Origin of the sequence: Fictibacillus nanhaiensis (assembly GCF_023715445.1) — a bacterium.
GTDB lineage: Bacteria > Bacillota > Bacilli > Bacillales > Fictibacillaceae > Fictibacillus > Fictibacillus nanhaiensis_D.
Window position 1 is genome coordinate 1 of sequence record NZ_JAMBOD010000019.1, and the last position, 24,894, is coordinate 24,894.

The following is a 24,894-nucleotide window of genomic DNA, read 5'->3' on the forward strand; positions in this document are numbered from 1 at the left end:
CTAATGGGTTTAACATGATGTCAACTGGTGTTCCATCAGGAAGATATGGCATATCTTCTTCAGGCATAATTTTTGAAATTACACCTTTGTTACCATGTCGTCCGGCCATTTTATCCCCTTCGTGAATCTTACGTTTTTGCACGATGTATGCACGAACGAGCTGATTCACACCAGGAGGAAGTTCATCGCCGTCTTCACGGTTGAATACTTTAACATCCAGGATAATTCCATCGCCGCCATGAGGCACACGCAATGAAGTATCACGAACTTCACGAGCTTTTTCTCCGAAGATCGCATGCAATAGACGTTCTTCAGCAGTTAATTCCGTAACCCCTTTAGGTGTTACTTTACCAACTAAGATGTCTCCGTCTTTTACTTCTGCACCAACACGGATAATTCCGCGCTCATCCAGGTTACGCAATGCATCTTCTCCGACGTTCGGAATATCACGAGTGATCTCTTCCGGTCCAAGCTTCGTATCACGTGCTTCTGATTCATACTCTTCAATATGAATAGAAGTGTAAACATCGTCTTTCACAAGACGTTCGCTCATGATAACCGCATCCTCGTAGTTGTAACCTTCCCATGTCATGAAGGCAACAAGCACGTTGCGTCCTAAAGCAAGTTCACCTTTCTCCATCGAAGGACCATCCGCTAGGATTTCCCCTTTAGTTACTCGGTCACCAGTGCTCACGATCGGACGCTGGTTATAACAAGTTCCTTGGTTGGAACGGATAAATTTAAGCATGTTGTAAGTGTCAAGGTCGCCAGAAACTTCCTTGCCATCTACTTCTTTAATGCGGCGTACTTGTACTTGTTTAGCTGTAACACGTTCAACAATTCCTTCGTGCTTACATATAACTGCAGCTCCGGAGTCTTTTGCTGATACGTGCTCCATTCCTGTACCAACGATCGGTGATTCAGGAACAAGCAATGGTACAGCCTGACGCTGCATGTTCGCTCCCATTAGGGCACGGTTGGAGTCATCGTTTTCCAAGAACGGAATACAAGCTGTCGCAGCTGATACAACCTGTTTTGGCGATACATCCATGTAGTCGATGCGTTCGCGTTTAACAACAGTGTTGTCACCACGGAAACGTGCAATTACGTCTTCGTTAAGGAATTCCCCATCTTCACCAAGCAATGAGTTTGCCTGTGCTACAACGTATAGATCTTCTTCATCGGCAGTCAGGTAATCGATACGGCTCGTTACACGGCCAGTATCAGGATCAACACGGCGGTATGGCGTTTCAATGAAACCATACTGGTTTACTTTCGCATAAGAAGAAAGTGAGTTGATCAACCCGATGTTCGGACCTTCTGGTGTCTCAATCGGACACATACGGCCGTAGTGAGAGTAGTGAACGTCACGAACTTCGAATCCTGCACGTTCACGTGTAAGACCACCTGGCCCTAGTGCAGATAGACGGCGTTTATGCGTCAATTCAGCAAGCGGGTTCGTTTGATCCATGAACTGTGAAAGCTGTGAGCTTCCAAAGAATTCTTTAATCGAAGCAATTACAGGACGAATATTGATTAAAGCTTGAGGTGTGATCGCGTTCGTATCCTGAATGGACATACGTTCACGAACAACACGCTCCATTCTGGAAAGCCCGATTCTGAATTGGTTTTGCAATAGCTCACCAACAGAACGAAGACGGCGGTTTCCAAGATGGTCAATATCATCTGTATTACCTACTTGATGCAATAAGTTAAAGAAATAGTTAATTGAAGCAATAATGTCTGAAACAGTTATGTTTTTAATTTCCTTATCAACAAGACCGTTTCCGATAACATTAATGATTCTTTCGCCTTCTTGATCGTCAGGCGCATAGATTTTAATAGATTGCAATGCGATGTCCTGATCTTCAGCAACTCCGCCTGCAGGTGTAACAGTTTTGAAGCCAACACCGCTTTCTAATGCAGGAATAATCTTATCCAGCGTTCTGCGGTCAAGCACCGTACCCTCTTCAGCGATCACTTCACCAGTTTCAGCATCAACAAGTGTTTCAGCTAACTTTTGGTTGAACAATCTATTCTTTATATGAAGCTTCTTATTGATTTTGTAGCGTCCAACGTTCGCCAAGTCATAGCGTTTCGGATCAAAGAAACGAGAATCTAATAAACTTTTGGCATTATCTACTGTTGGCGGCTCTCCCGGACGAAGACGCTCATAGATTTCGAGAAGTGCTTTTTCAGTTCCTTCTGTATTATCCTTATCCAGCGTGTTACGCAGATACTCGTCTTCTCCAAGCAAATCAATGATTTCTTGATCAGACCCAAACCCTAAAGCACGAAGCAATACGGTAATCGGGATTTTTCTTGTGCGGTCAATACGCACATAAACTACGTCCTTAGCATCGGTTTCAAACTCCAGCCAAGCACCGCGGTTTGGAATGACAGTAGCGGTAAAACCTTTTTTACCGTTTTTGTCTATTTTCTCGCTATAGTAAACACTTGGTGAACGAACGAGCTGTGATACAATTACACGCTCTGCCCCGTTGATCACAAAGGTTCCCGTATCTGTCATTAACGGGAAATCTCCCATAAATACTTCCTGCTCTTTTACTTCGCCCGTCTCTTTATTGATCAGACGCACTTTCACACGAAGCGGAGCAGCGTAAGTAACATCGCGCTCTTTTGATTCATCTACAGGATACTTCGGCTCACCTAAGTTATAATCAATAAACTCTAAAACGAGGTTCCCTGTAAAATCTTCAATCGGCGAAATGTCTCGGAACATTTCACGTAACCCCTCATCAAGAAACCATTGATAGGAAGCGGTTTGAATTTCAATTAAGTTTGGTAATTCAAGCACTTCGCTAATTCTTGCATAACTTCTTCGTTGGCGGTGGCGTCCAAACTGAACTAGTTGACCTGTCAACTGCTTCACCCCTCAAATCCAGCGTTTTTTTCGTGTTTTTTATTTCTATCTAATATTCTAGTAAGAACATTAGAAAACAAAAAGAAAAAGGGTTTCATAATTTTAAAACCGCAGTTTTCCTATTTTGACAAAAGCTGATTATATAATTTTGTCCAACTTTTTCACATTCTATACGTCTAAACATGAGTAAAAAACGTTGATTTATCAACGTTTTTTCGCTTACCACGAAAAATAAGCAAGAAAATGCGAATCCATTGGCATTTTATAATACTATCATACGGGTTTTATCAAGTCAAACTTTTCTTGCACGCAAAATATAATAACCTTTTTTCTTTGCGGCCGTCTCAACTTGCCCGAATAACGCTTCTATTTTATCCATCGCAGAAGGTGCACCTTGCTTCTTTTGAATCACTACCCACAATTCGCCTCCAATACGGAGTTTTTTATGAGCGTCTTCAAAGATTTGATGAACAACCGTCTTTCCTGCACGAATAGGCGGGTTTGTAATAACGGCTGCAAAATCTCTATCTTCTACTTCAGAAAACAAATAGCTCTTTTTAATTTTAACGTTGTCTATTTTATTTTTCTGGGCATTTAACTTCGCAAGTTCTACTGCACGTTCATTAATATCTATCATTTGTACAGTTCGGCCGGGTTCTGCTTTTGCAAGAGAAAGTCCGATCGGACCGTATCCGCAGCCTACATCTATATAATCACCAGGTACTTCAGGAGCAATAAAGGAATCTATTAATACACGGCTGCCGAAATCTACTTCTTTTTTTGAAAAGACTCCAGAATCAGTAGTGAAACGAAACTTTTCACCTTTCAGTTCAAATTCCCATGTTTCTCTTTTGCTTTCAGTCCCTGGTGTTTCAGAATAATAGTGGTTTTTCATTTTCAAACAACTCTCCTTACCATCTGATAAAGACAGTATTCCCGATTAGCACTTATTTTGTACTTTCAGACAGGAAAACAAGCAAAAAGGTTCGCCATCGGGCGAACCTTTTCTTTTTGAATTACTTAACTTCAACAGAAGCTCCAACTTCTTCAAGCTTAGCTTTGATTTCTTCAGCTTCATCTTTAGATACGCCTTCTTTAACTGGCTTTGGAGCACCGTCAACAAGTTCTTTCGCTTCTTTAAGTCCAAGACCTGTAAGTTCGCGAACAACTTTGATAACTTTAATTTTTGAAGCTCCACCGCTTGCAAGAATTACGTCGAATTCAGTTTTTTCAGCAGCAGCTTCTCCACCAGCAGCTCCACCAGCTACAGCTACAGGAGCAGCAGCAGTTACACCAAACTCTTCTTCAATTGCTTTAACTAGATCGTTAAGCTCTAAAACAGTCATTGTTTTTAGGCTTTCGATGATTTGTTCTTTAGACATTTTAATTTCCTCCTTATGGAATGTAAGTTATTGGATGAAGAATCAGCTTATGCGCCTTGTTCTTCTTTTTGTTCAGCAACTGCCTTAGTAGCCAACGCAAAGTTGCGGATAGGTGCTTGTAGCACGCTGAGTACCATTGAAAGAAGACCTTCTCTTGAAGGAAGTTCAGCAAGAGCTTTCACTTCTTCTAGAGACGCGATACGTCCTTCGATTACACCAGCTTTGATTTCAAGCGCTTCGTGCTTCTTAGCGAAGTCGTTAAGGATCTTAGCAGGAGCTACAACATCTTCATTCGAGAATGCGATCGCTGTAGGACCAGTTAAGTATTCAGCTAATTCGTTAAGGTTATTCTCTTCAGCAGCGCGGACAACCATGGAGTTCTTGTATACCTTAAACTCGATTCCAGCTTCACGCAATGACTTACGAAGTTCAGTAACCTCAGCAACAGTAAGTCCACGGTAATCAACAAGAATTGTTGATTGGCTGCTCTGAAGCTTTTCAGAGATCGTAGATACTACTTGCTTTTTTGTTTCTAAAATGTTGCTCATTATTACACCTCCTGTAAAATGATTGCATCACCGCAGGTTTTGTTCAAAAACAAAGCCTCCATGTCGAGACATGGAGGCGTGAGTATCTAAAAGTCATAAGTAACATACTAATGAGCTTATCGATGCTTCACCTCGGCAGGAAAGTTTTAAGCCTGATGGCTCCTGCTGTCTACGGCATTCATCTGATGCATTTGTGTTTAACAGTATATAATATAACGGGTCTGAACCCGTTTGTCAACTATCGTTTTACAGAGAAAGAAGATGGATTAACTTTGATCCCTGGTCCCATAGTAGAAGAGATTGCTACATTCTTCATGTAAGTTCCCTTTGCAGCTGCAGGCTTAACTTTTAACAATGTTTCAATGATTGTTGAAAGGTTTTCTGCAAGCTTTTCAGCTTCGAAAGATACTTTACCGATTGGAACGTGTACGTTACCCGTTTTATCAACACGGTATTCTACTTTACCAGCTTTGATTTCGTTAATCGCTTTTTCTACATCAAATGTAACTGTTCCTGTTTTAGGGTTTGGCATTAGGCCTTTAGGTCCTAAAACACGTCCTAGTTTACCAACTTCAGCCATCATGTCTGGAGTCGCAACGATTACGTCGAACTCAAACCAACCTTGTTGGATTTTGTTGATATAATCAGAATCTCCAACGTGATCTGCTCCAGCAGCTTCTGCTTCCTTTGCTTTTTCGCCTTTAGCGAATACTAATACACGTTGAGTTTTACCAGTACCGTTTGGAAGCACTACTGCTCCACGAACTTGCTGGTCAGCTTTCTTTGTGTCTACTCCTAAACGAACTGCAACTTCTACAGACTCGTCAAACTTTGCAGGAGCAGTCTTCTTAACTAGCTCAATCGCCTCTGCAGGCTCATATGCTTTTGTGCGGTCTACTAATTTAGCCGCTTCTTGGTACTTCTTACCTTTGTTTGCCATTGTTTTGTCCTCCTTATGTGGTTTAGCGGATATTCCTCCCACTTATTGCACCCGAAGTTCTCGGGCACAATTCACACGCTTTGCATGAATAAAGGTTGCGAACCGTTTGAACGGCAGGATCTTATCCATTTACTCGCAACCTAATTAAACATCAGGCATGGAATTAGTCTTCGATAACAATTCCCATGCTGCGCGCTGTACCTTCAACCATACGCATTGCAGCTTCAACGCTAGCAGCGTTTAGGTCAGGCATTTTTGATTCTGCGATTTCGCGAACTTTATCACGCTTTACAGTCGCAACTTTCTTCTTGTTTGGCTCACCTGAACCTGACTCGATTCCCGCAGCTTTCTTTAAAAGAACAGCAGCCGGAGGAGTTTTAGTGATGAATGTAAATGAACGGTCTTCGAAAACCGTGATTTCAACCGGAATGATTAAACCAGCTTGATCAGCAGTACGAGCGTTGAATTCTTTACAGAATCCCATGATGTTTACCCCAGCTTGTCCTAGTGCAGGTCCAACTGGCGGTGCCGGGTTTGCTTTACCAGCAGGGATTTGCAATTTCACCATTTTAATAACCTTTTTAGCCACGCGACACACCTCCTTAAGTCCGTGATGTGGTATTATGGGCCGAAACCCTCCCACTCAAAAATACGCTTCCCCTCCTAAAAGAGAAGAAGCAGTTGATTAGAAATATCAAACATAAAAAATTCTACCACCTTTTCAAGGTGATTACAAGTCTTTTTCCATTATTGCTGTTAACTTAACTTGCTGACTTGGTTAAACTCGAGTTCAACAGGTGTTTCACGGCCGAACATGTTTACGTGTACCTTCAGCTTGCGTTTTGTTGCATCGATCTCTTCAATCGTTCCAACAAAGTCAGCAAAAGGACCTTCTTTCACTTTTACAGATTCCTTAATTTCGAAATCCACTTCAACGCGCGGAGCTTCCATACCCATACCTTTAAGAATATGTTCTACTTCCTCAGGCAAAAGTGCCGTTGGTTTTGAACCCGCACCAGCAGAACCGACAAATCCAGTTACCCCAGGCGTGTTACGCACAACGTACCATGAATCATCAGTCATGATCATTTCCGTAAGTACATAACCAGGGAATACTTTTTTCATGCTTGTTTTTGTCTTGCCGTTCTTTGTTTCGGTCTCTTCTTCTACAGGTACAAGTACACGGAAAATTTTATCTGTCATCCCCATAGATTCTAAACGTTTTTCCAAGTTTGCTTTTACCTTGTTTTCATATCCTGAATAGGTATGAACTACGTACCAATTTTTTTCCATACGACGGGACCCGTGTCCTTTCCCTCCTAAAATGGATAATACTCTAGCATTCTATCCAAAAGAAGATGTATCTAATCTACCCTAAAATAAGCTCTACGATTTGTGAAATCCCTAGATCCACAACCCAGAAGAACAAAGCCATAATTACTACAGTTGACATTACAATACCCGTATAGCGAAATAATTCTTTTCGCTTAGGCCAGCTTACTCGCTTCATTTCCTTATTAACATCAGAAAGAAACTTTGCTGGTGATTTTTTTGTCTTTTCTGCAACATCCGCCATCTTCATAAACCCCCATGCCTTTAATTCATTCAAACATTTATAAAAAGCTTGCTCGCTTACTTCGTTTCCTGGTGAATGGTATGAGCGTTGCAGTAGCTGCAAAACTTCTTAACCTCGACTCTTTCAGGATTGTTTTGCTGGTTCTTCATCGTTGTATAATTCCGTTTTGAGCATTGTTTACAGGCTAAAAATACTTTTTTTCTCATGCTAAATAAACACCTTTCGTGCGACAAACCCACTCATCCACGTTACAATGTTACTTTTAAAACATTAACATAGGGGTATAAGCTTGTCAATAAAGGGAAAAAGCGAAAACCTAAATGCTTTTTTCCGTAAGCTTTGAGCGAAAAAGGAAAATTTCGAGCGAAACTATAGGCAGTCTGAGCGCAGCGAGAGGATTTTGAGCGTAACTCTGTTTTTTTGAGCGAAACCTCAATGATTCTGAGCGAACGTGTAATTAATATAAGAACACGTACCGTAAAAAAGCATCCCAAAAAGAGCAAAAGAAAAAAGCAGGAGATTTCCCCTGCTTTTATGAAGTTATTTCTCTAAGTTCTAAATACCGCTCTAATTTACGCTTCACTCTTTGGAGTGCATTATCGATTGATTTCACATGTCTGTCTAGATCTACTGAGATTTCCTGATACGATCTTCCGTCAAGGTACAGCATAAGAACTTTACGCTCCAGGTCACTTAAAATTTCTCCCATTTTCACTTCAATATCATCAAACTCTTCCTGATTGATAATGAGCTCCTCTGGATCAGTGACTTTTGTACCGCAAATAACATCCATAAGTGTACGGTCAGACTCTTCATCATAGATGGGCTTGTCCAAAGACACATAAGAATTTAACGGAATATGCTTTTGTCTTGTTGCTGTTTTTATTGCAGTAATCATCTGCCTCGTAATACAGAGTTCGGCAAAAGCTTTAAAGGATGACAGCTTGTCCTCTTTAAAATCCCGTATTGCCTTATAAAGACCGATCATGCCTTCCTGAATAATATCTTCTCGGTCTGCACCGATCAAAAAGTATGACCTTGCTTTAGCACGAACAAAATTTTTATATTTATTGATTAAATATTCTAATGCTGCGCTGTCCCCCTCATGAACCAGTTCCACAAGGCTTTCATCTTCCATTAGCTCGTAATCGCTTACTGACAGTTCCTTGAGATCTATGTTCACGACAATCCCCCCGACCAGGTTTTTACCGGCAAAATATAGAAATATTATACTTCATAATTCACAAAAGCGTCAACATTCCTTATTTTTGACCTCTTCTCCATCTTTCGAATATTTCGGCAATTTCATCTGAAATGTGGATAGAGGAGGAGTTCTGTCTTTTTCTCTCGCCTACAGAAACATGTATCTGTTTTTCAACCTCACCCATTTCGTTTTTTAGTTCACGGGCAGACTTTCTGAGCGCACCCTTTCCAAATATCTGCCACTGTTCTGTTGAATCCGAAGTCGCCACATAAATACGGGTATCAAGAGATTTCAGTTCTCCTACCAATCGTTCAATCCGCTCATCCGCTGTCTCATTTTCCCGGGTAAAAATAACTTCCACCCGGTGATTTTTTGTTTTTTTCTCTGTACCAGGAGACAGATGGGCATCAAAAACTACAATAACTTGATACCCGGTCGAACCCTGGTATTCTGCCATGTTCTCGATCAGCAGGTCTCTTGCTTTAGCAAAATCTGTTGTTTTTAAGGCCCTTAGTTCAGGCCATGCGCCAATGATGTTGTATCCGTCAACAATCAAATAATGGCGTGTTCTCATTTTTTAAATTCTAGCGGATGACGGCTGCGGTAAACCTCGTACATTAAAAGACTTGCTGCCACGGATGCATTGAGAGATGTTACCTTCCCCTTCATCGGCAGCTGGACAAGAAAATCGCACGTTTCAGAAACAAGTCTACCCATCCCTTTTCCTTCGCTTCCGATCACCAAGCCTAAAGGCATGTCCCATTTTGCCTGTCTGTAATCTTCTTTCCCTTTCATATCGGCGCCAGCAAACCACATGCCGCGGTCCTTTAATTCTTTCATCGTCTGAACGAGATTCGTTACACGAACAACGGGAATGTACTCAATAGCTCCAGTTGAAGCTTTTGCCACAGTTGCCGTTAATCCTACTGAACGTCTTTTTGGAATAATGATGCCATGTGCTCCAACTGCATCAGCCGTACGCATGATCGAACCTAAATTATGCGGATCTTCAAGCTCGTCCAATAAAATAAAGAACGGCTCCTCGCCCCGCTCTTCAGCAAGGTTAAACAAATCATCGATATCAGAGTATGTGTAAGCAGCTACACCAGCAATCACTCCTTGGTGGTTACCTCCGCCGCTAAGCGAATCCAGTTTTTGTTTTGGCACATATTGAACGAGCACATTTTGTTTCTTAGCCATTGAAACAATCGTACTTACAGGTCCTTTTTGAGAACCTTCACCTACAAAGATTTTATTAATATCCCGGCCGGAGCGCAGTACCTCCATTACCGGATTTCTGCCTATAATCAGTTCCTGTTCTTTTTCTTCACTCATCTTATCCTTCCCCCTCTCAATCCTGCTTGTCTGGCAAAATGTGTTCCATAATTATTTTTAAGCGTTCATGCTCGTTTAACAAATACAAGTACCCAATAATCGCTTCAAAGCTCGTAGCATGACGGTATGTCTGAACATCTGTATTTTTCGGAACCGTGCCCTGGTTTGCATTGCGGCCGCGTTTGATGACCGCTGTTTCCTCTTCCGTAAAAAAGTTTTCTTCCAGCAATTGAATGACCATGCCTGCCTGAGCTTTTGCAGAAACAAATTTCGTTGCAGATACATGAAGCTTATTCGGTTTTACCTGTCCGCTCCGAATAAGATGCTCGCGTACAAATTGCTCCATGACTGCATCACCCATATAAGCAAGCGTGGTTCCGTTCAGTTGTTTAATGTCAGCATCTGATAATCTCATTTACTTATCCCTTTTCCACCGTACACCTTGTGCGGTATCTTCAAGAATGATGTTTTGCTGTTTTAACAGATCACGAATTTCATCAGCACGGGCAAAGTTCTTTTCTTTGCGCGCTTGGTTTCTCTCTTCGATTAAAGCTTCAATCTGTTCATCTAAAAGCTCTTCTTCTTTGTGAAGTGTCAAACCCAATACTCCTGACAGCTCATCAAATAGCTGGATAAATTTTATAATCACTTCTTTAGACGTATTCTTTTCCTGCAAATAAACATTTGCTTCCTTCGAGAAATCAAACAGGATAGAGATCGCGTTGGCTGTATTAAAGTCGTCATCCATATCTGCGATAAACTTTGTTCTTACTTCCTCGATAATGTTCTCCCATTTTTCCGTATCCTCAGCTAAATCAGCTGTAACAGTCAAGCGATGCTTCAAGTTCTCATACGCTGTACGAATTCTGTTCAAGCCTGATTCAGCCGCTTCTAACAGCTCCTGGCTGAAGTTGATCGGATTACGGTAATGTACAGCTAGCATAAAGAACCGAATAACCTGTGGGTCCCGCTGTTTAACCAGATCGTGAACGAGTACAAAGTTCCCGAGTGATTTGGACATTTTTTCGTTGTTAATATTAATATACCCATTATGCATCCAATACTTAGCCATCGGAGCTTCATTTAGTGCTTCAGATTGTGCGATCTCGTTCTCGTGATGCGGAAATGCCAGGTCCTGGCCCCCTCCATGAATATCGATCGAGTCCCCAAGATATTTCTTAGCCATCGCCGAGCACTCGATATGCCAGCCAGGACGTCCATTACCCCACGGACTTTCCCAATAGATCTCTCCTTCTTTTGCCGCTTTCCATAACGCAAAATCAAGCGGATCTTCCTTTTTCTCGCCAACTTCAATTCTTGCTCCTGATTTTAGATCATCAATAGACTGATGAGACAGCTTTCCATATCCATTAAACGAACGTGTTTTAAAATAAACATCGCCTGCAGCCTCATAGGCAAATCCTTTTTTAATCAGATTCTTTATGAATTCAATGATTTCAGGCATCGTTTCTGTTACACGCGGATGCGCATCTGCTTTTTGAACACCGAGTGCGCACGTATCCTCGTGGTAAGCATTTATGAATTTTTCTGCAATCGTCGGAACATCGCTGCCCATTTCATTGGCAGCTTTTATAAGTTTGTCATCTACATCCGTAAAATTGGAGATAAACTGTACATCAAAGCCTCTATATTCGAGATATCGTCTTACCGTATCAAAAACGATAGCTGGACGCGCGTTTCCGATGTGAATGTAATTGTAAACAGTCGGTCCGCAGACATACATTTTTACCTTTCCTTCTTCTAACGGTACAAACGGCTCCTTTTGACGAGTCATTGTGTTATATATAACGATACTCATTTAGACTTCACTCCCTTTTTTCAGTCTTTCCAATTCTTCATATATTTTCTTCATCTCAGCTTGCAATTCCCTGAATTTATCCGCGACTGGATCCGGAAGATCGCGATGATCCAGTTCACAGCCAACTTTAATGCCGTCTTTAATCACGACTTTACCTGGTATTCCTACAACTGTTGCGTTAGGCGGTACGTTCTGAAGAACAACAGATCCCGCACCGACTTTTGAGTTTTTCCCGATCGTAATATTCCCTAAGACCTTCGCACCTGTAGCCACCAATACATGATCCTCTAATGTCGGGTGCCTTTTTCCTTTTTCTTTCCCGGTTCCGCCGAGCGTAACCCCTTGGTATAATGTCACATCATTGCCGATGATACATGTCTCTCCGATTACTACTCCCATTCCGTGATCGATAAAAAATCTTCTTCCGATTTGAGCACCAGGATGGATTTCAATTCCTGTAAAAAATCGGCTGATTTGAGAAATCAAACGGGCCAAAAAGAGCCAGTTGCGCTTAAACAATTTATGAGCCAGTCTGTGCGCCCATACAGCATGCAATCCTGAATACGTTAAGATTACTTCCAGCGAACTTCTTGCGGCTGGATCTTTTTCAAATACAACCTTAATATCTTCCTTTATGGCTGAAAACACGCTCCCCAACCTCCTTGCAAAAAAATTAATAAATAACTGTTGGCTTCAAATAGCTTTTGTAAAACTTCCTTGATAGTTGATTGAAGTGCAAGGTGCGAGACTCCTACGGGATCAGCGTGCCGACTACCTGAGTATTCTTCTCGCAAGGCATGCGACGAGGAAGCTTGCTTCGCTGTTGTTTTTCTTGTAGACGCAGGAGCACAATTACACCATTGATAGGATCCTTCCTTGCGCCGAGGAGGCTCACCGCACGCCCCAAGGAAAGCGAGCACCTGGAACGGAAATCAACCACTTCTAGTAGTAATCCTTTAAAAAAAAGGTAAAATAAAAACGCCTCTGTGCCAAATGACACAGAGACGCTGAATTAGACGCGGTTCCACTCTGTTTAACAGGTCAATCAAAACATTATTACCTGTTCCCTTAAGCTCCATAACGGGGAGTATCCGCCCATGCCTACTCAACTTTCAGCATAAGACTCCGAGGGGCACTTCAGCAGGCAATTCTCATAAACCACTTTCAGCCGGTGATGGTTCTCTCTATCATGAAAAGGCGCCAGCCTACTTTCCTCATCTGCGTTTTACTCTTTAATTATAAGTTTCTTTTACTATATTATAATCTTTGCAAAATGTGTACTTTTATTGCTTATTAATTTTCGCGATCACAGCATTTAACCGCTTAATGATAACTTCTTTCCCTAAAAGAGAAACCGCTGCCGGCAGATCCGGACCATGCATCTGGCCTGTTGTTGCAACACGGATCGGCATAAATAAGTTCTTTCCTTTTTGCCCGGTTTCTTTTTGTACAGCTTTCATCATTGCTTTAATATCTTCCGCTTCAAATGATTCACTTTTTTCTACCTGGCTTAAGAAAGCTTCCATAACAGATGGAACACCTTCACCTTGAAGAACTTCCAACGCTTCTCCTTCGTACTCGATCTCCTCTTTAAAGAATAGTTCAGTAAGATCTACGATTTCTGCACCATAGCTCATTTTCTCCTGGTGAAGAGCTACAAGGCGCGTTACCCACTCTTGTTCCTCAGTGCTAGGATTCTCAGATACTCTTCCCGCTTTTACAAGGTGAGGCATGCAAAGTTCTACAATTCTCTCAACATCCTGCTTCTTCATGTACTGGTTATTTAGCCATTCCAGCTTTTGTGTATCAAAAACAGCAGGAGCTTTTGATAAACGGTTCGGATCAAAGATTTCAATAAATTCTTCACGGCTGAAGATTTCCTCTTCTCCGCCCGGTGACCAGCCTAATAAAGCGATGAAGTTAAACAGCGCTTCCGGAAGGTATCCTAAATCTTTATACTGCTCAATAAATTGAACGATTGACTCGTCACGTTTACTTAATTTCTTGCGGCTTTCGTTTACGATTAATGTTGTGTGCCCAAACTTTGGATGTTCAAATCCTAGTGCATCATAAATCAAAAGCTGCTTCGGTGTATTTGAAATATGGTCGTCTCCTCTTAAAACATGAGAGATCGCCATTTCATGATCATCAATAACAACCGCGTAGTTATATGTTGGGATACCGTCCTTTTTTACGATAACAAAGTCGCCGAATCCGCTTGATTCAAAAGAAACCTCACCTTTAACCATGTCGTTAAACGTAATCGTGCGGTCTTGCGGCACCAAGAAACGTATACTAGGCTTGCGTCCCTCTGCTTCCAATGCTGAACGCTCTTCTTCTGATAAATTTCGGCAGCGTCCGTTGTAAACCGGAGTTTCGCCTTTTGCCATCTGCTCTTCGCGGGAAGCTTCCAGTTCTTCTTCCGTACAGTAGCATTTATAGGCAAGGCCCTTTGAGAGAAGCTCATCTGTGTATTTTTGATAAAGGTCCAAACGCTCCATTTGACGGTATGGACCATAATCTCCGCCTACATCAACACTTTCATCCCAATCCATGCCAAGCCATTTAAGATGGTTCAGCTGGCTTTCTTCTCCGCCCTGAATGTTTCGCTTTTGGTCAGTGTCTTCTATTCTGATAATAAATTGCCCGCCCATGTGGCGCGCATATAAATAGTTAAAAAGAGCCGCACGTGCATTACCTATATGTAAATGTCCAGTTGGACTCGGTGCATAGCGTACTCGAACCTCGTTTGCCATTTTTGTTTCACCTCTAGAAATTAGTTTTAAGAATCCTTCTTCTCAATCAAAACAACCGCCTGGGCTGCAATGCCTTCTTCTCGTCCTGGAAAACCTAATTTTTCTGTTGTCGTTGCCTTCACATTGATTTGATCAGCAGCAACCTCAAAAATACCAGCGATGACGGTCCGCATCTCCTCGATGTAAGGAAGCATTTTAGGCTTTTGAGCGATAATCGTGCAATCTATATTCCCTAAACGGTATCCTTTTTTCTTGACCAGCTTCCAAGAATCCAACAATAAACGTTTTGAATCAGCGTCTTTATATGCAGGATCTGTATCCGGGAAGTGTTTTCCGATATCCCCTTCACCTGCTGCTCCAAGCAGTGCATCCGTAATGGCATGCAAAAGAACATCTGCATCTGAATGCCCTAAAAGTCCCTTTTCATAGGGAATTGTAACTCCGCCAATAATCAATGGCCGTCCTTCACAAAATGCATGAACATCAAAACCCTGGCCGATGCGCATCATGCTTTTTCCCCCTGTCTATCTAACAAAATGGCTTGTCCAAATAACAAGTCATCAGACGTAGTTAATTTTATATTATGATAGTCTCCCATTACAATAGCTACTATATGTCCAATTCGTTCCACAAGGCTGGCATCATCCGTTCCAAGATAATGTTCGGAGGCAGCTTTTTCATGCGCCTCTTTTACGATAGAAAGACGAAAAGCTTGCGGGGTTTGAACAGCCCACAAGCTGGAACGGTCGATCGTTTCTTCCACCTGATTTTGAATAACCCGCTTCACGGTATCCTTTACCGGTACAGCTAAAACAGCAGAACCTGTTTCAGCGGCATTTTCCACAAGTTGATTAATATGGTGATGCGTGATGAAAGGACGTGCAGCATCATGTATGAGGACAAGCTCTGCGTCTTCCGGAACTTTTTTTAAACCCTCATATACACTTTGCTGCCGTTCACTTCCGCCCGGAACGATTTGGCGCACTTTTGTATATTGGAATGTTTGTACAAAATCTTGCATCTGTTTTAATTCCCGCTCGCTGCCGACAAGGATGATTCCTGAACAAGCTGGATCGTTCTCAAAAACATCCAATGTAAGCTTGAGGACCGGTTCTCCTAAAAGCTCGATCCATTGCTTCGAAATGCCGGCATTCATCCGTTTTCCTTGCCCGGCTGCAGGAATTACTGTCCAATAATTCACGTGCTTTCCCCACCGTTCATTACAATGCTTTTTCTAACAGTTTCTTTTTCGCAAATATCATTCGGCCTGCTGACGTTTGAAGAACAGAAGTAACCACTACATCAATCGTTTTGCCGATATAGTCTCGTCCATCTTCTACAACAATCATCGTACCGTCATCCAAGTAGCCGACACCTTGATTTTGTTCTTTTCCGTCTTTTATCACTTGAACAACCAGCTCTTCACCAGGAAGCACGACCGGTTTTACAGCATTAGCAAGGTCATTGATATTAAGAACTGCAACATTCTGCAACTCGCATACTTTATTTAGATTAAAATCGTTCGTAACCACTACACCTGTTAAAAGCTGTGCAAGCTTTACGAGTTTGCTGTCAACTTCAGTCACTTCTTCAAAATCACCTTCATAGATTTCAACCTTCATGGAAAGCTCTTTTTGAATACGGTTTAAGATATCTAGTCCGCGGCGTCCTCTATTGCGTTTTAATACATCTGAAGAATCAGCAATATATTGCAATTCTTCCAGAACAAAACGAGGAATAATAAGCGGACCTTCGAGAAAACCAGTTTGACAGATATCTGCCACACGGCCATCAATAATGACACTCGTATCCAAAATCTTATACTTTCCGCCTGGCTTTTCAGGTTCTGCTTCTTTCTTCTTTTCTTTTCCCTGACGGTTTAGCGAGAAGAGCTGAATCAATTCATCTCTCTTTTTAAACCCTACCTGGAAGCCAAGGTATCCAAGTAAAAACGTAATTGCGATCGGCAGAATTGAACTTACAACAACTATATCCATACTGTTAAGGGGCGACTGAATTAAAAATGCGACAATTAGTCCAATAATAAGTCCCATCGTTCCAGATAACAGATCCGTTGCCGGGGCTTTAACTACCGTTTCCTCCGCCCAGCGGATTAATCCTACTACGTAATCTGACAGCCAAAATGTAGATAAAAATAGTATAAGTGCACCAATTACTGCCCCGGCATATGGGGATGTTACTTGATTCGGCAGATCACCAATATTAAGAACACGAATGAGATCTGGAATATACAGATAGCCTAGCATGCCCCCAATGACTATAAAAAACAATTGAACAATTCTTTTTAGCATGCCTGATTCACCTCCCCTAATCATTATTAACAAAATGTTGATTTTGAAACGTGAAAATTACAAAATTATAAAACTAAATATGACGGTCTACAAAAAGCTGTTCCTGAATTCGCTTTAACCCCTCTTTTACTTTTCGGGCACGAATCTCGCCAATTCCTTCAACCTCGTCCAATTCATCAATCGAAGCACGCAAAATTTGCGGGAGGTTTTCAAATGCATCTGTTAAGTTTTCAATAATAACAGCTGGAAGTCTTGGTATTTTAGCTAGAATTCGATATCCGCGCGGATGAATGGTTTCATCTTGAATATTCATACCGGCTGAAAAGCCTAAAAGTTTCATAATGACGGATTCATCAAATAATTCTTCGCTTGATAGCTTATTTAACTGACGAAGAATCGCATAAGGATCACTTTCACTGTCTTTCATATAATCTTTAATTAATAATAAAGCTTCTTCTTCAATATTAGAAACAAGCTCTTCCATCTGAATTCTGATCAGTCTGCCTTCAACACCGAGTTCATTAACATATTTAATTATCTCATTTTTTATGCGTAAAACCATTTCAATTCTATGAATAACTTGTGTAACTTCCTGGAAAGTCACAAGTTCTTCAAATTCAAGTGCACCCAGATTGGTTACACTTTGATCAAATACCACTTTATATTTTTCAAGTGTCTGAATCGCTTGATTCGCTTTTGTTAATATGACTCCGATTTCTTTTAGGGAATAACGAATCATTCCTTGATAAAGTGTAATGACATTCCGGCGCTGTGATATGGAGATAACAAGATTGCCTGTCTGGCGCGCAACACGCTCTGCCGTTCTATGCCGAATCCCCGTTTCAGTGGAAGGAATGACTGTATCTGGAATCAGCTGTGTGTTCGCATATAGTATTTTAGCTGCTTCTTCATTAAGAATGATGGCTCCGTCCATTTTTGCAAGCTCGTAAAGAGAAGCGGGTGAGTACTTGCAATTTATCGAAAAACCGCCATCGACGATCTCTTTTACTTTATCATTATAGCCAACAACAATCAGACCGCCTGTATTTGCCCGTAAAACGTTATCTATGCCTTCCCGAAGCGGTGTTCCGGGGGCAACAAGCTGTAGCATCTGACTGATGATCGCTTCTTTAATCGCATGATCCATAATATGCTTTACCCTCCTAACGCTGCTTGTAATGCCTCATAAACCGTTGATACACCCACGACCTCGATTCCTTTAGGGACAGTCCAGCCGCCGATGTTTTTATCAGGTATAATAGCACGCGTAAATCCTAGCTTTGCTGCTTCATGAATACGTTGTTCAATGCGGGAAACTCTTCGCACTTCTCCCGTCAAACCGATTTCTCCAATCATAACATCCGTAGGCTTTGTCGGTGCATCACGAAAACTTGATGCAATGCTGATTGCAACCGCAAGATCGATAGCCGGTTCATCCAGTCTGACTCCTCCTGCCACATTTAAATAAGCATCCTGATTCTGCAAAAGCAATCCGACTCTTTTTTCCAATACAGCCATTAATAGCGATACACGATTATGATCAATACCTGTAGCCATTCTTCTAGGGTTCCCAAAGCTAGTCGGCGAAATAAGCGCTTGAAGCTCCACGAGCATCGGACGAGTACCTTCAAGTGAAGCTACAACTGTTGAACCCGCTGCTCCTTTTGAACGTTCTTCCAAGAAAATTTCAGAAGGATTTAAAACCTCTTCTAACCCTTCCTCTTTCATTTCAAATACACCTATCTCGTTCGTTGATCCAAAACGGTTTTTAACTGCTCTTAAAATACGGAATGTATGGTGTCTTTCACCTTCAAAATAAAGTACAGCGTCCACCATGTGCTCTAAAAGTCGAGGACCGGCGATTGCACCTTCTTTTGTAACATGTCCAACGATAAATATTGCGATTCCTTTTGTTTTCGCCATTCTCATTAAATGCGATGTACATTCTCTGACTTGCGAAACACTTCCTGGTGCAGAAGTTACCTCTGATCGATAGACGGTTTGAATAGAATCAATGATCATAACAGAAGGCATTACGTCAGCCATTGCCTGCTCAATCAGTTCTAAATCTGTTTCTGCTAAAACAAATAAATCCTTCGCGGCAATGTCAAGTCTGTCCGCTCTTAATTTTGTTTGTTTAACAGATTCCTCACCAGATATGTATAGAACACGTTCTCCTTTTTGAGCAAGCTGTGCCGATGTCTGCAGGAGAAGCGTTGACTTACCGATTCCCGGATCTCCGCCAACCAAAACTAATGAGCCTGGAACAATTCCCCCGCCTAATACACGGTTAAACTCCTGATAATTTGTTGGAATACGAGGTTCCTGCTCACTTTTCACTTCCACAATAGACTGTGGTCTTTGCTTAAGATTTGAATCTCCAGAGCTTAAGCCCCTTACATTTTTTTCAGGACGGATGGTCTCTTCCACCATCGTATTCCATGCTTGGCATCCTGGACATTTCCCCATCCATTTTGGAGATTCATAACCACAATCCTGGCAAAGAAAGATTGATTTTACTTTCGCCATCAAAAAACTCCTCTTCAAAACTTCACACTATAAAACTTGCCTATTTATTCAATCCGAAGCTTTTATATATTAAATAGTTAAATGCTATAAATAAAAATATTTACTCAGTATTATCATAACATAAAACCTAACAACTCTTTCCATTTACGCTCTGCGAAAAAAGGCGAAACGTAAGAATTATTTCGACAAAAACCCGGAGGACATGACTGCCTTCCGGGTTTTTTGTAGGATATTCTTATTTATTCTGTTCTACCGGCCAAAACCGGTTCTGTTTATTGATTTTATTACACCGTTTCTACAATAAAATCGTTTTCTTCAACGTCAATTTTAACCGTTTGCCCTTTGTTGATATTTCCTTTTAAAAGCTCTTCAGATAAACGGTCTTCAATCTTGCGTTGAAGTGCTCTTCGCAATGGACGCGCACCGTAATCCGGATCATATCCTTCTTCCGTAATCTTTTCCAAGGCAGCCTGTGAAAGTTCAATCTCAATGCCTTGATCACTAAGACGCTTTTTCAAGGAATCTGCCATGAGACTTACGATTCTTAAGAGGTGTTCTTTTTCTAGAGAATGGAACACGATGATTTCATCGATACGGTTTAAGAACTCTGGACGGAACGCACGCTTAAGTTCATCCATTACTTTAGTCTTCATATCGTTGTATTTTTGGCCTTCGGTATGAACCGCAAATCCAAGTGAACGGTTGCGTTTCAATGTGCTTGCACCAACGTTTGAAGTCATGATAACAACCGTGTTGCGGAAGTCGACAGTACGTCCTTTGGAATCTGTAAGACGTCCATCTTCTAGCACTTGAAGCAAAATGTTGAATACTTCTGGGTGTGCTTTTTCAATCTCGTCAAGCAGAATAACGGAGTAAGGTTTTCTTCTTACTTTTTCCGTTAACTGTCCGCCTTCTTCATGCCCCACATAACCTGGAGGCGATCCAACTAGTCTGGATGTCGTATGTTTCTCCATGTACTCGGACATATCGATACGGATGATCGCATCCTCATCTCCGAAAAGTGTTTCAGCAACTGCTCTTGCAAGCTCGGTTTTACCGACACCTGTTGGTCCTAAGAAAATGAATGAACCAATCGGACGCTTCGGATCCTTCAATCCAGCCCGAGCTCTTCGGATCGCTTTTGAGATAGCCGTTACCGCTTCAGACTGGCCGATTACACGATCGTGCAGAATTTCTTCCATCTTCAACAGGCGTTCTGTTTCTTCTTCAGCAAGCTTGGAAACAGGCACTCCCGTCCAAGACGAAACAACTTGCGCAATATCTTCTGGTGTTACTTCTGTATTTTCTTTACCTTGCTTTTCTTTCCAAACATCTTTTGTTTTTTCAAGTTCTTCGCGAAGGCGCTGTTCGGAATCACGCAATGAAGCTGCCTTTTCAAACTCCTGGCTTTGAACAGCTGCATCCTTCTCTTTACGGACTTCTTCAAGCTTTTGCTCGAGCTCTTTTAAGTTTGGTGGAGCTGTGTAAGAGCGAAGACGTACTTTTGATGCTGCTTCGTCAATTAAGTCGATCGCTTTATCCGGCAAGAAACGGTCTGAAATATAACGGTCTGATAACTGTACAGATGCTTCGATCGCTTCATCTGTAATCGTCACACGATGGTGAGCTTCGTAACGGTCGCGAAGTCCTTGAAGGATCTGAATGCTTTCATCTTTCGTCGGCTCATTAACCGTAATCGGCTGGAAACGGCGTTCAAGTGCAGCATCCTTTTCAATATATTTTCTATACTCATCAAGTGTCGTAGCACCGATACATTGAAGCTCACCACGGGCAAGTGCTGGTTTTAGGATGTTGGATGCATCGATCGCACCTTCTGCTCCACCTGCACCAATCAAGGTGTGAAGTTCGTCAATGAATAGAATGATGTTACCCGCCTGGCGGATTTCATCCATTACTTTTTTCAGACGGTCCTCAAATTCACCCCTGTATTTTGTTCCTGCAACTACGGTACCCATATCAAGCGTCATAACACGCTTATCCCGAAGTGTTTCAGGTACTTCATTGTTAATAATCTGCTGTGCCAAGCCTTCAGCAATAGCTGTTTTACCTACTCCAGGCTCTCCGATCAGTACTGGGTTGTTTTTTGTACGTCGGCTTAACACTTCAATCACACGCTGAATTTCCTTTGCACGCCCGATAACAGGGTCGAGGGAACCGTCACGTGCGATCGCTGTAAGATCGCGAGCTAAGCTGTCTAATGTTGGTGTATTCGCACTAGCAGATGAACCTCTATGGCTTGAGGAAGATTCATTGCTTCCTAGCAGCTGAAGCACTTGCTGACGCGCTTTATTCAGGCTGACACCGAGATTGTTTAAGACTCTTGCTGCTACGCCTTCACCTTCACGAATTAAACCTAATAAAATATGTTCTGTTCCAACGTATGAATGCCCTAATTTACGGGCTTCGTCCATTGAAAGCTCAATAACCTTTTTAGCACGCGGTGTATAATGAATCGTTTGAACAGCTTCCTGTCCACGACCGATCAACGTTTCAACTTCTTTCTGGATCTTTTCAGGTCCTAAACCAAGTACTTGGAGAGCTTTAGCAGCAATGCCTTCGCCTTCCCGGATCAATCCCAGCAAAATGTGCTCTGTTCCTACATTATTATGACCTAATCGAATTGCTTCTTCTTGTGCCAACGCTAATACTTTTTGAGCTCGCTCTGTAAAACGGCCAAACATCATACTCTTCACGCTCCTTATCGGTTTTCCAATTTTATTCTTTCTCTGATTAAAGTCGCTCTTCTTATGTCACGTTCGTCTGGTGTTAGAACTTCACCTGCATATTGTTGAAGAAAACCTGGTTGTGTAAGTATCATAAGTTCATTTAAGATTGTTTTCGAAATACCGGGTAAAATCTCTAGGTCGATGCCAAGCCTCACGTCTGATAAACATTTAGCGGCTTCTTTCGATTGAATGATCCGGCTGTTCTCCAACGTTCCTAAAGAACGGTATAACTTATCTTCAAGCTGCAGTTTCAAACCATCTTGCAGCTGTTTTCTTGCAGCATGCTCTTGCTGAATAACCTGCATTACGACACCTGCGAGGTCTTCCATGATATCCTCTTCTGATTTTCCAAGTGTCATCTGATTTGATATCTGAAAGATGTTTCCCTGCGCTTCTGTTCCTTCCCCGTAAATTCCCCTTACGGCTAAGCCAAGCTGATTGATCGCCGGAATAATGCGGCTCATCTTTTTTGTTAGAACTAAAGCAGGAAGATGCATCATGACAGAAGCCCTTAGACCTGTACCCACATTTGTCGGGCAGCTCGTTAGGTAGCCTCGTTGTTCATCGAAAGCATAATCCACATTTTTTTCAATAAAATCATCGATTACATTTGCTTTATGAAGCACTTCTTCCAGCTGAAAGCCAGGTGCTAAACATTGAATACGAATGTGGTCTTCTTCATTAAGCATGATGCTTACCGACTCATCGTCATTCATCAGAACTGCACCGTATTTTGCCTGTTCAGCAAGATTAGGACTAATTAGATGTTTCTCAACAAGTACCCGTTTTTCAATCGGTTTTAACTCTTCCATCATCAGCATTTCCAATTTTTCTGCTTCAGGAACCTGATTTTCTTCTTTTATAAAAGAAGAAATGGATGAGATAACTTCATGAGCGGATTCTTTGTCTGCTGCGATAGGAAAAACAAACTGCTGCAGATTTCTTGCAAGGCGGACACGGCTGCTGAGAACAATATCTGATTCTGGTCCTTCCCTCTTCATCCAGGGACTGATCGCATCACTGATAAATCTCTCTAATGACATCGTTTACGTATCCCTCCCCTGCTGCAAACGCTGCTCAATCTCTCTTATTTCATCTCGTGTTTCCGCAGCTTTTTCAAATTCCTCATTTAATATATACTGCTGCATGGCTTGCTTTAATTGTTGAAGCTGCTTTTTTTCTTGAATACTGCTTCCTGCCCGTAAAGGAATCTTCCCTGCATGCAGCGTATTGCCCCCATGAACCCGTTTAAAAATAGGATTTAATTTAGATTCAAAGGCTTTGTAGCAATTATCGCATCCAAAACGCCCAATTTTAGCAAACTGATAATAACTCATTCCGCACTTTTCACAAGCTAAAGATGGCGGAATAAAGTTTGAAGACGGGGTGTTCGGAACATGTCCATCACCATGTAAAAGACCAGAAAGCAATTGGTGAATGGAAAAGGAATTCGACCCTGGCAGGAATTCTCCTTTTTCTTTGGCACAATGTTCACAAATGTGAAATTCAGTTTTTTCTCCATTTATGATTTTTGTAAAATGCAATGACGCTTCACGTTCATGGCATTCTTCACAATTCATTCTGCTCCCTCCCTTTATATAGAATGAAAAAAAGGGCTATGTGGTTCTATATTTTAAAGTTTTTATCATAGCTTTTAAAAGTTCAGCACGCAATTCATCCCGATCCGGAAGATTAAGCTTTAAGACAGAACGGTCAACTACACTCAGCATCAGCCTTGCTTCCCGTTCTCTGACAATGTTTTCTTCCAGAAGTCTCTTAATAACGTTTTCTGCGTTCCCTTGCGATATCCTTTCACCAATCAAGGTGGTTAAGTGGTCAATAAGATGCGCGGAGCTTTCGGTTCGTACCTTCATAATCCGGATATAACCGCCTCCACCTCTTTTACTTTCCACTACAAAACCTTTTTCAACCGTAAATCTCGTGTTGATTACATAATTAATTTGAGAAGGAACGCATTGAAACCTTTCAGCAATATCTGTCCGCTTAATCTCGATGGCTAAATCGTTTGTGCTTGAAAGAATTTGCTTCAAATAATTTTCAATTACATCTGAAATATTCCTCATTTCCCCTCCCCCTTCTGACTTTGACTAACTTTGACTATACTCCTATTATAGCCTGCCTTTTTCCGAAAATGCAAATCCCTATGTATCCATTATTGCCTCATGAGAAGTGATTTAACCTGTATGATTCTGTCGAAAAGTTGGTGCTTTTGGAGGTTGTTTTAGTTTATTTCGGGAAGAGTTTATAGTATGAGATATGATGAGATAGTTTATTAGAAGAAATGAGGCTAGGTTTATGTTGATTGGGGTTGAAAAGTTCATTTAGTCCTAAATTAGATAGGATTAAACCATATTTTTTAAAATTAAACGAATTGAGCTTTGATTAGACCTAATTATTTGGATTTTGATTTAATGGGTGGTGTGCGCCGAATGTGAATCTTCCAGTTTCATTCACAGATGGTTGATTTCATGGGGTTTTCGCTGGGCAGGATCTCTTTCCTTGAATAGGGGAAAAGCGTTTATAGGCCGTAATTGTATTTTATAGGCCGTAATTTTCGTTTCTAGGCCGTAATTTTCGTTTCTAGGCCCTAATTCTTCATTTATAGGCTTTTCGACAAAATGATTCTGAACAACAAATAAAAAGAAGATGGCTAAACCATCTTCTTACCTCCTTTTAACACAAAAAAGAAGATGGATCTCATCCATCTTCCTCATTTTGCCTAGCGACGTCCTACTCTTACAGGGGGAGACCCCCAACTACCATCGGCGCTGAAGAGCTTAACTTCCGTGTTCGGTATGGGAACGGGTGTGACCTCTTCGCCATCATCACTAGACCTAAGTT

25 protein-coding genes, 1 rRNA gene and 2 other annotated features are annotated in these 24,894 nt (G+C 41.6%); all 26 genes read right to left on the reverse strand.

Going from position 1 to position 24,894, the window contains the following annotated elements:
• Window positions 1-2,884: DNA-directed RNA polymerase subunit beta (gene rpoB, locus M3196_RS21055; RefSeq protein WP_251324259.1), on the reverse strand; the 2,884-nt coding region annotated here is incomplete at its 3' end.
• Window positions 2,885-3,176: 292 nt separating this feature from the next.
• The gene (locus tag M3196_RS21060; protein ID WP_251324260.1) at window positions 3,177-3,779 is read right to left on the reverse strand and encodes a class I SAM-dependent methyltransferase; all 603 of its coding nucleotides are present in this window, start codon (window positions 3,777-3,779) and stop codon (window positions 3,177-3,179) included.
• Window positions 3,780-3,900: 121 nt separating this feature from the next.
• The gene (gene rplL, locus M3196_RS21065; protein WP_130297471.1) at window positions 3,901-4,266 is read right to left on the reverse strand and encodes a 50S ribosomal protein L7/L12; all 366 of its coding nucleotides are present in this window, start codon (window positions 4,264-4,266) and stop codon (window positions 3,901-3,903) included.
• 47 nt (window positions 4,267-4,313) lie between these two features.
• Window positions 4,314-4,814 (reverse strand): 50S ribosomal protein L10, encoded by a 501-nt coding sequence (gene rplJ, locus M3196_RS21070; protein WP_251324261.1) that lies wholly within the window; start codon window positions 4,812-4,814, stop codon window positions 4,314-4,316.
• Between the two features lie 39 nt (window positions 4,815-4,853).
• Window positions 4,854-5,007 (reverse strand) — a sequence feature (ribosomal protein L10 leader region).
• Between the two features lie 45 nt (window positions 5,008-5,052).
• Window positions 5,053-5,754: a 50S ribosomal protein L1 gene (rplA, locus tag M3196_RS21075; protein WP_251324262.1), complete on the reverse strand. Its 702-nt coding sequence runs from the start codon at window positions 5,752-5,754 to the stop codon at window positions 5,053-5,055.
• A 163-nt stretch (window positions 5,755-5,917) separates the two neighbouring features.
• Entirely contained in the window at window positions 5,918-6,343 is a 426-nt protein-coding gene (gene rplK / locus M3196_RS21080) for a 50S ribosomal protein L11 (protein WP_066285502.1), read from the reverse strand.
• Between the two features lie 167 nt (window positions 6,344-6,510).
• Window positions 6,511-7,047 (reverse strand): transcription termination/antitermination protein NusG, encoded by a 537-nt coding sequence (gene nusG, locus M3196_RS21085; RefSeq protein WP_066285499.1) that lies wholly within the window; start codon window positions 7,045-7,047, stop codon window positions 6,511-6,513.
• 76 nt (window positions 7,048-7,123) lie between these two features.
• The gene (gene secE, locus M3196_RS21090) at window positions 7,124-7,330 is read right to left on the reverse strand and encodes a preprotein translocase subunit SecE (RefSeq protein ID WP_251324263.1); all 207 of its coding nucleotides are present in this window, start codon (window positions 7,328-7,330) and stop codon (window positions 7,124-7,126) included.
• A 56-nt stretch (window positions 7,331-7,386) separates the two neighbouring features.
• Entirely contained in the window at window positions 7,387-7,536 is a 150-nt protein-coding gene (gene rpmG, locus M3196_RS21095) for a 50S ribosomal protein L33 (RefSeq protein WP_077365486.1), read from the reverse strand.
• Window positions 7,537-7,862: 326 nt separating this feature from the next.
• The gene (gene sigH, locus M3196_RS21100) at window positions 7,863-8,513 is read right to left on the reverse strand and encodes an RNA polymerase sporulation sigma factor SigH (protein ID WP_066285495.1); all 651 of its coding nucleotides are present in this window, start codon (window positions 8,511-8,513) and stop codon (window positions 7,863-7,865) included.
• Between the two features lie 79 nt (window positions 8,514-8,592).
• A complete protein-coding gene (locus M3196_RS21105; protein WP_251324264.1) occupies window positions 8,593-9,108 on the reverse strand; it encodes an NYN domain-containing protein in 516 nt (171 codons plus the stop codon).
• Window positions 9,105-9,869 (reverse strand): 23S rRNA (guanosine(2251)-2'-O)-methyltransferase RlmB, encoded by a 765-nt coding sequence (gene rlmB / locus M3196_RS21110; protein ID WP_251324265.1) that lies wholly within the window; start codon window positions 9,867-9,869, stop codon window positions 9,105-9,107. Before rlmB ends, M3196_RS21105 begins: the two co-directional genes overlap by 4 nt.
• 16 nt (window positions 9,870-9,885) lie before the next feature.
• Window positions 9,886-10,284 carry a Mini-ribonuclease 3 gene (locus M3196_RS21115; RefSeq protein ID WP_251324266.1) on the reverse strand — a complete coding sequence of 133 codons (399 nt, stop codon included), beginning with the start codon at window positions 10,282-10,284 and terminating at the stop codon, window positions 9,886-9,888.
• The gene (gene cysS / locus M3196_RS21120) at window positions 10,285-11,688 is read right to left on the reverse strand and encodes a cysteine--tRNA ligase (protein WP_251324267.1); all 1,404 of its coding nucleotides are present in this window, start codon (window positions 11,686-11,688) and stop codon (window positions 10,285-10,287) included.
• Window positions 11,689-12,336 (reverse strand): serine O-acetyltransferase, encoded by a 648-nt coding sequence (gene cysE, locus M3196_RS21125; RefSeq protein WP_251324268.1) that lies wholly within the window; start codon window positions 12,334-12,336, stop codon window positions 11,689-11,691.
• 349 nt (window positions 12,337-12,685) lie between these two features.
• Window positions 12,686-12,918: a binding site (T-box leader), on the reverse strand.
• A gap of 53 nt (window positions 12,919-12,971) precedes the next feature.
• The gene (gltX, locus tag M3196_RS21130; protein WP_251324269.1) at window positions 12,972-14,444 is read right to left on the reverse strand and encodes a glutamate--tRNA ligase; all 1,473 of its coding nucleotides are present in this window, start codon (window positions 14,442-14,444) and stop codon (window positions 12,972-12,974) included.
• 26 nt (window positions 14,445-14,470) lie between these two features.
• The gene (ispF, locus tag M3196_RS21135) at window positions 14,471-14,953 is read right to left on the reverse strand and encodes a 2-C-methyl-D-erythritol 2,4-cyclodiphosphate synthase (RefSeq protein ID WP_251324270.1); all 483 of its coding nucleotides are present in this window, start codon (window positions 14,951-14,953) and stop codon (window positions 14,471-14,473) included.
• Window positions 14,950-15,645, reverse strand: a complete 696-nt coding sequence (gene ispD / locus M3196_RS21140) for a 2-C-methyl-D-erythritol 4-phosphate cytidylyltransferase (RefSeq protein ID WP_251324272.1) — start codon at window positions 15,643-15,645, stop codon at window positions 14,950-14,952. The genes ispF and ispD overlap by 4 nt, the downstream gene beginning before the upstream one ends.
• Before the next feature lie 19 nt (window positions 15,646-15,664).
• On the reverse strand, window positions 15,665-16,756 hold the full coding sequence (locus M3196_RS21145) for a PIN/TRAM domain-containing protein (protein WP_251324273.1): 1,092 nt from the start codon (window positions 16,754-16,756) through the stop codon (window positions 15,665-15,667).
• A 73-nt stretch (window positions 16,757-16,829) separates the two neighbouring features.
• Window positions 16,830-17,903, reverse strand: a complete 1,074-nt coding sequence (gene disA / locus M3196_RS21150) for a DNA integrity scanning diadenylate cyclase DisA (protein ID WP_251324274.1) — start codon at window positions 17,901-17,903, stop codon at window positions 16,830-16,832.
• Window positions 17,904-17,911: 8 nt separating this feature from the next.
• Window positions 17,912-19,285: a DNA repair protein RadA gene (gene radA, locus M3196_RS21155; RefSeq protein WP_251324275.1), complete on the reverse strand. Its 1,374-nt coding sequence runs from the start codon at window positions 19,283-19,285 to the stop codon at window positions 17,912-17,914.
• Window positions 19,286-19,569: 284 nt separating this feature from the next.
• Window positions 19,570-21,990, reverse strand: coding sequence for an ATP-dependent protease ATP-binding subunit ClpC (gene clpC / locus M3196_RS21160; RefSeq protein ID WP_251324276.1), 2,421 nt, complete (start codon window positions 21,988-21,990; stop codon window positions 19,570-19,572).
• Between the two features lie 14 nt (window positions 21,991-22,004).
• Window positions 22,005-23,075, reverse strand: coding sequence for a protein arginine kinase (locus M3196_RS21165; RefSeq protein ID WP_251324277.1), 1,071 nt, complete (start codon window positions 23,073-23,075; stop codon window positions 22,005-22,007).
• Between the two features lie 3 nt (window positions 23,076-23,078).
• Window positions 23,079-23,612: a UvrB/UvrC motif-containing protein gene (locus tag M3196_RS21170; RefSeq protein WP_130297483.1), complete on the reverse strand. Its 534-nt coding sequence runs from the start codon at window positions 23,610-23,612 to the stop codon at window positions 23,079-23,081.
• 36 nt (window positions 23,613-23,648) lie between these two features.
• Window positions 23,649-24,116, reverse strand: coding sequence for a CtsR family transcriptional regulator (locus M3196_RS21175; protein ID WP_251324278.1), 468 nt, complete (start codon window positions 24,114-24,116; stop codon window positions 23,649-23,651).
• 654 nt (window positions 24,117-24,770) lie between these two features.
• Window positions 24,771-24,886: ribosomal RNA gene (gene rrf / locus M3196_RS21180) — 5S ribosomal RNA — on the reverse strand.
• Window positions 24,887-24,894: the final 8 nt, after the last annotated feature.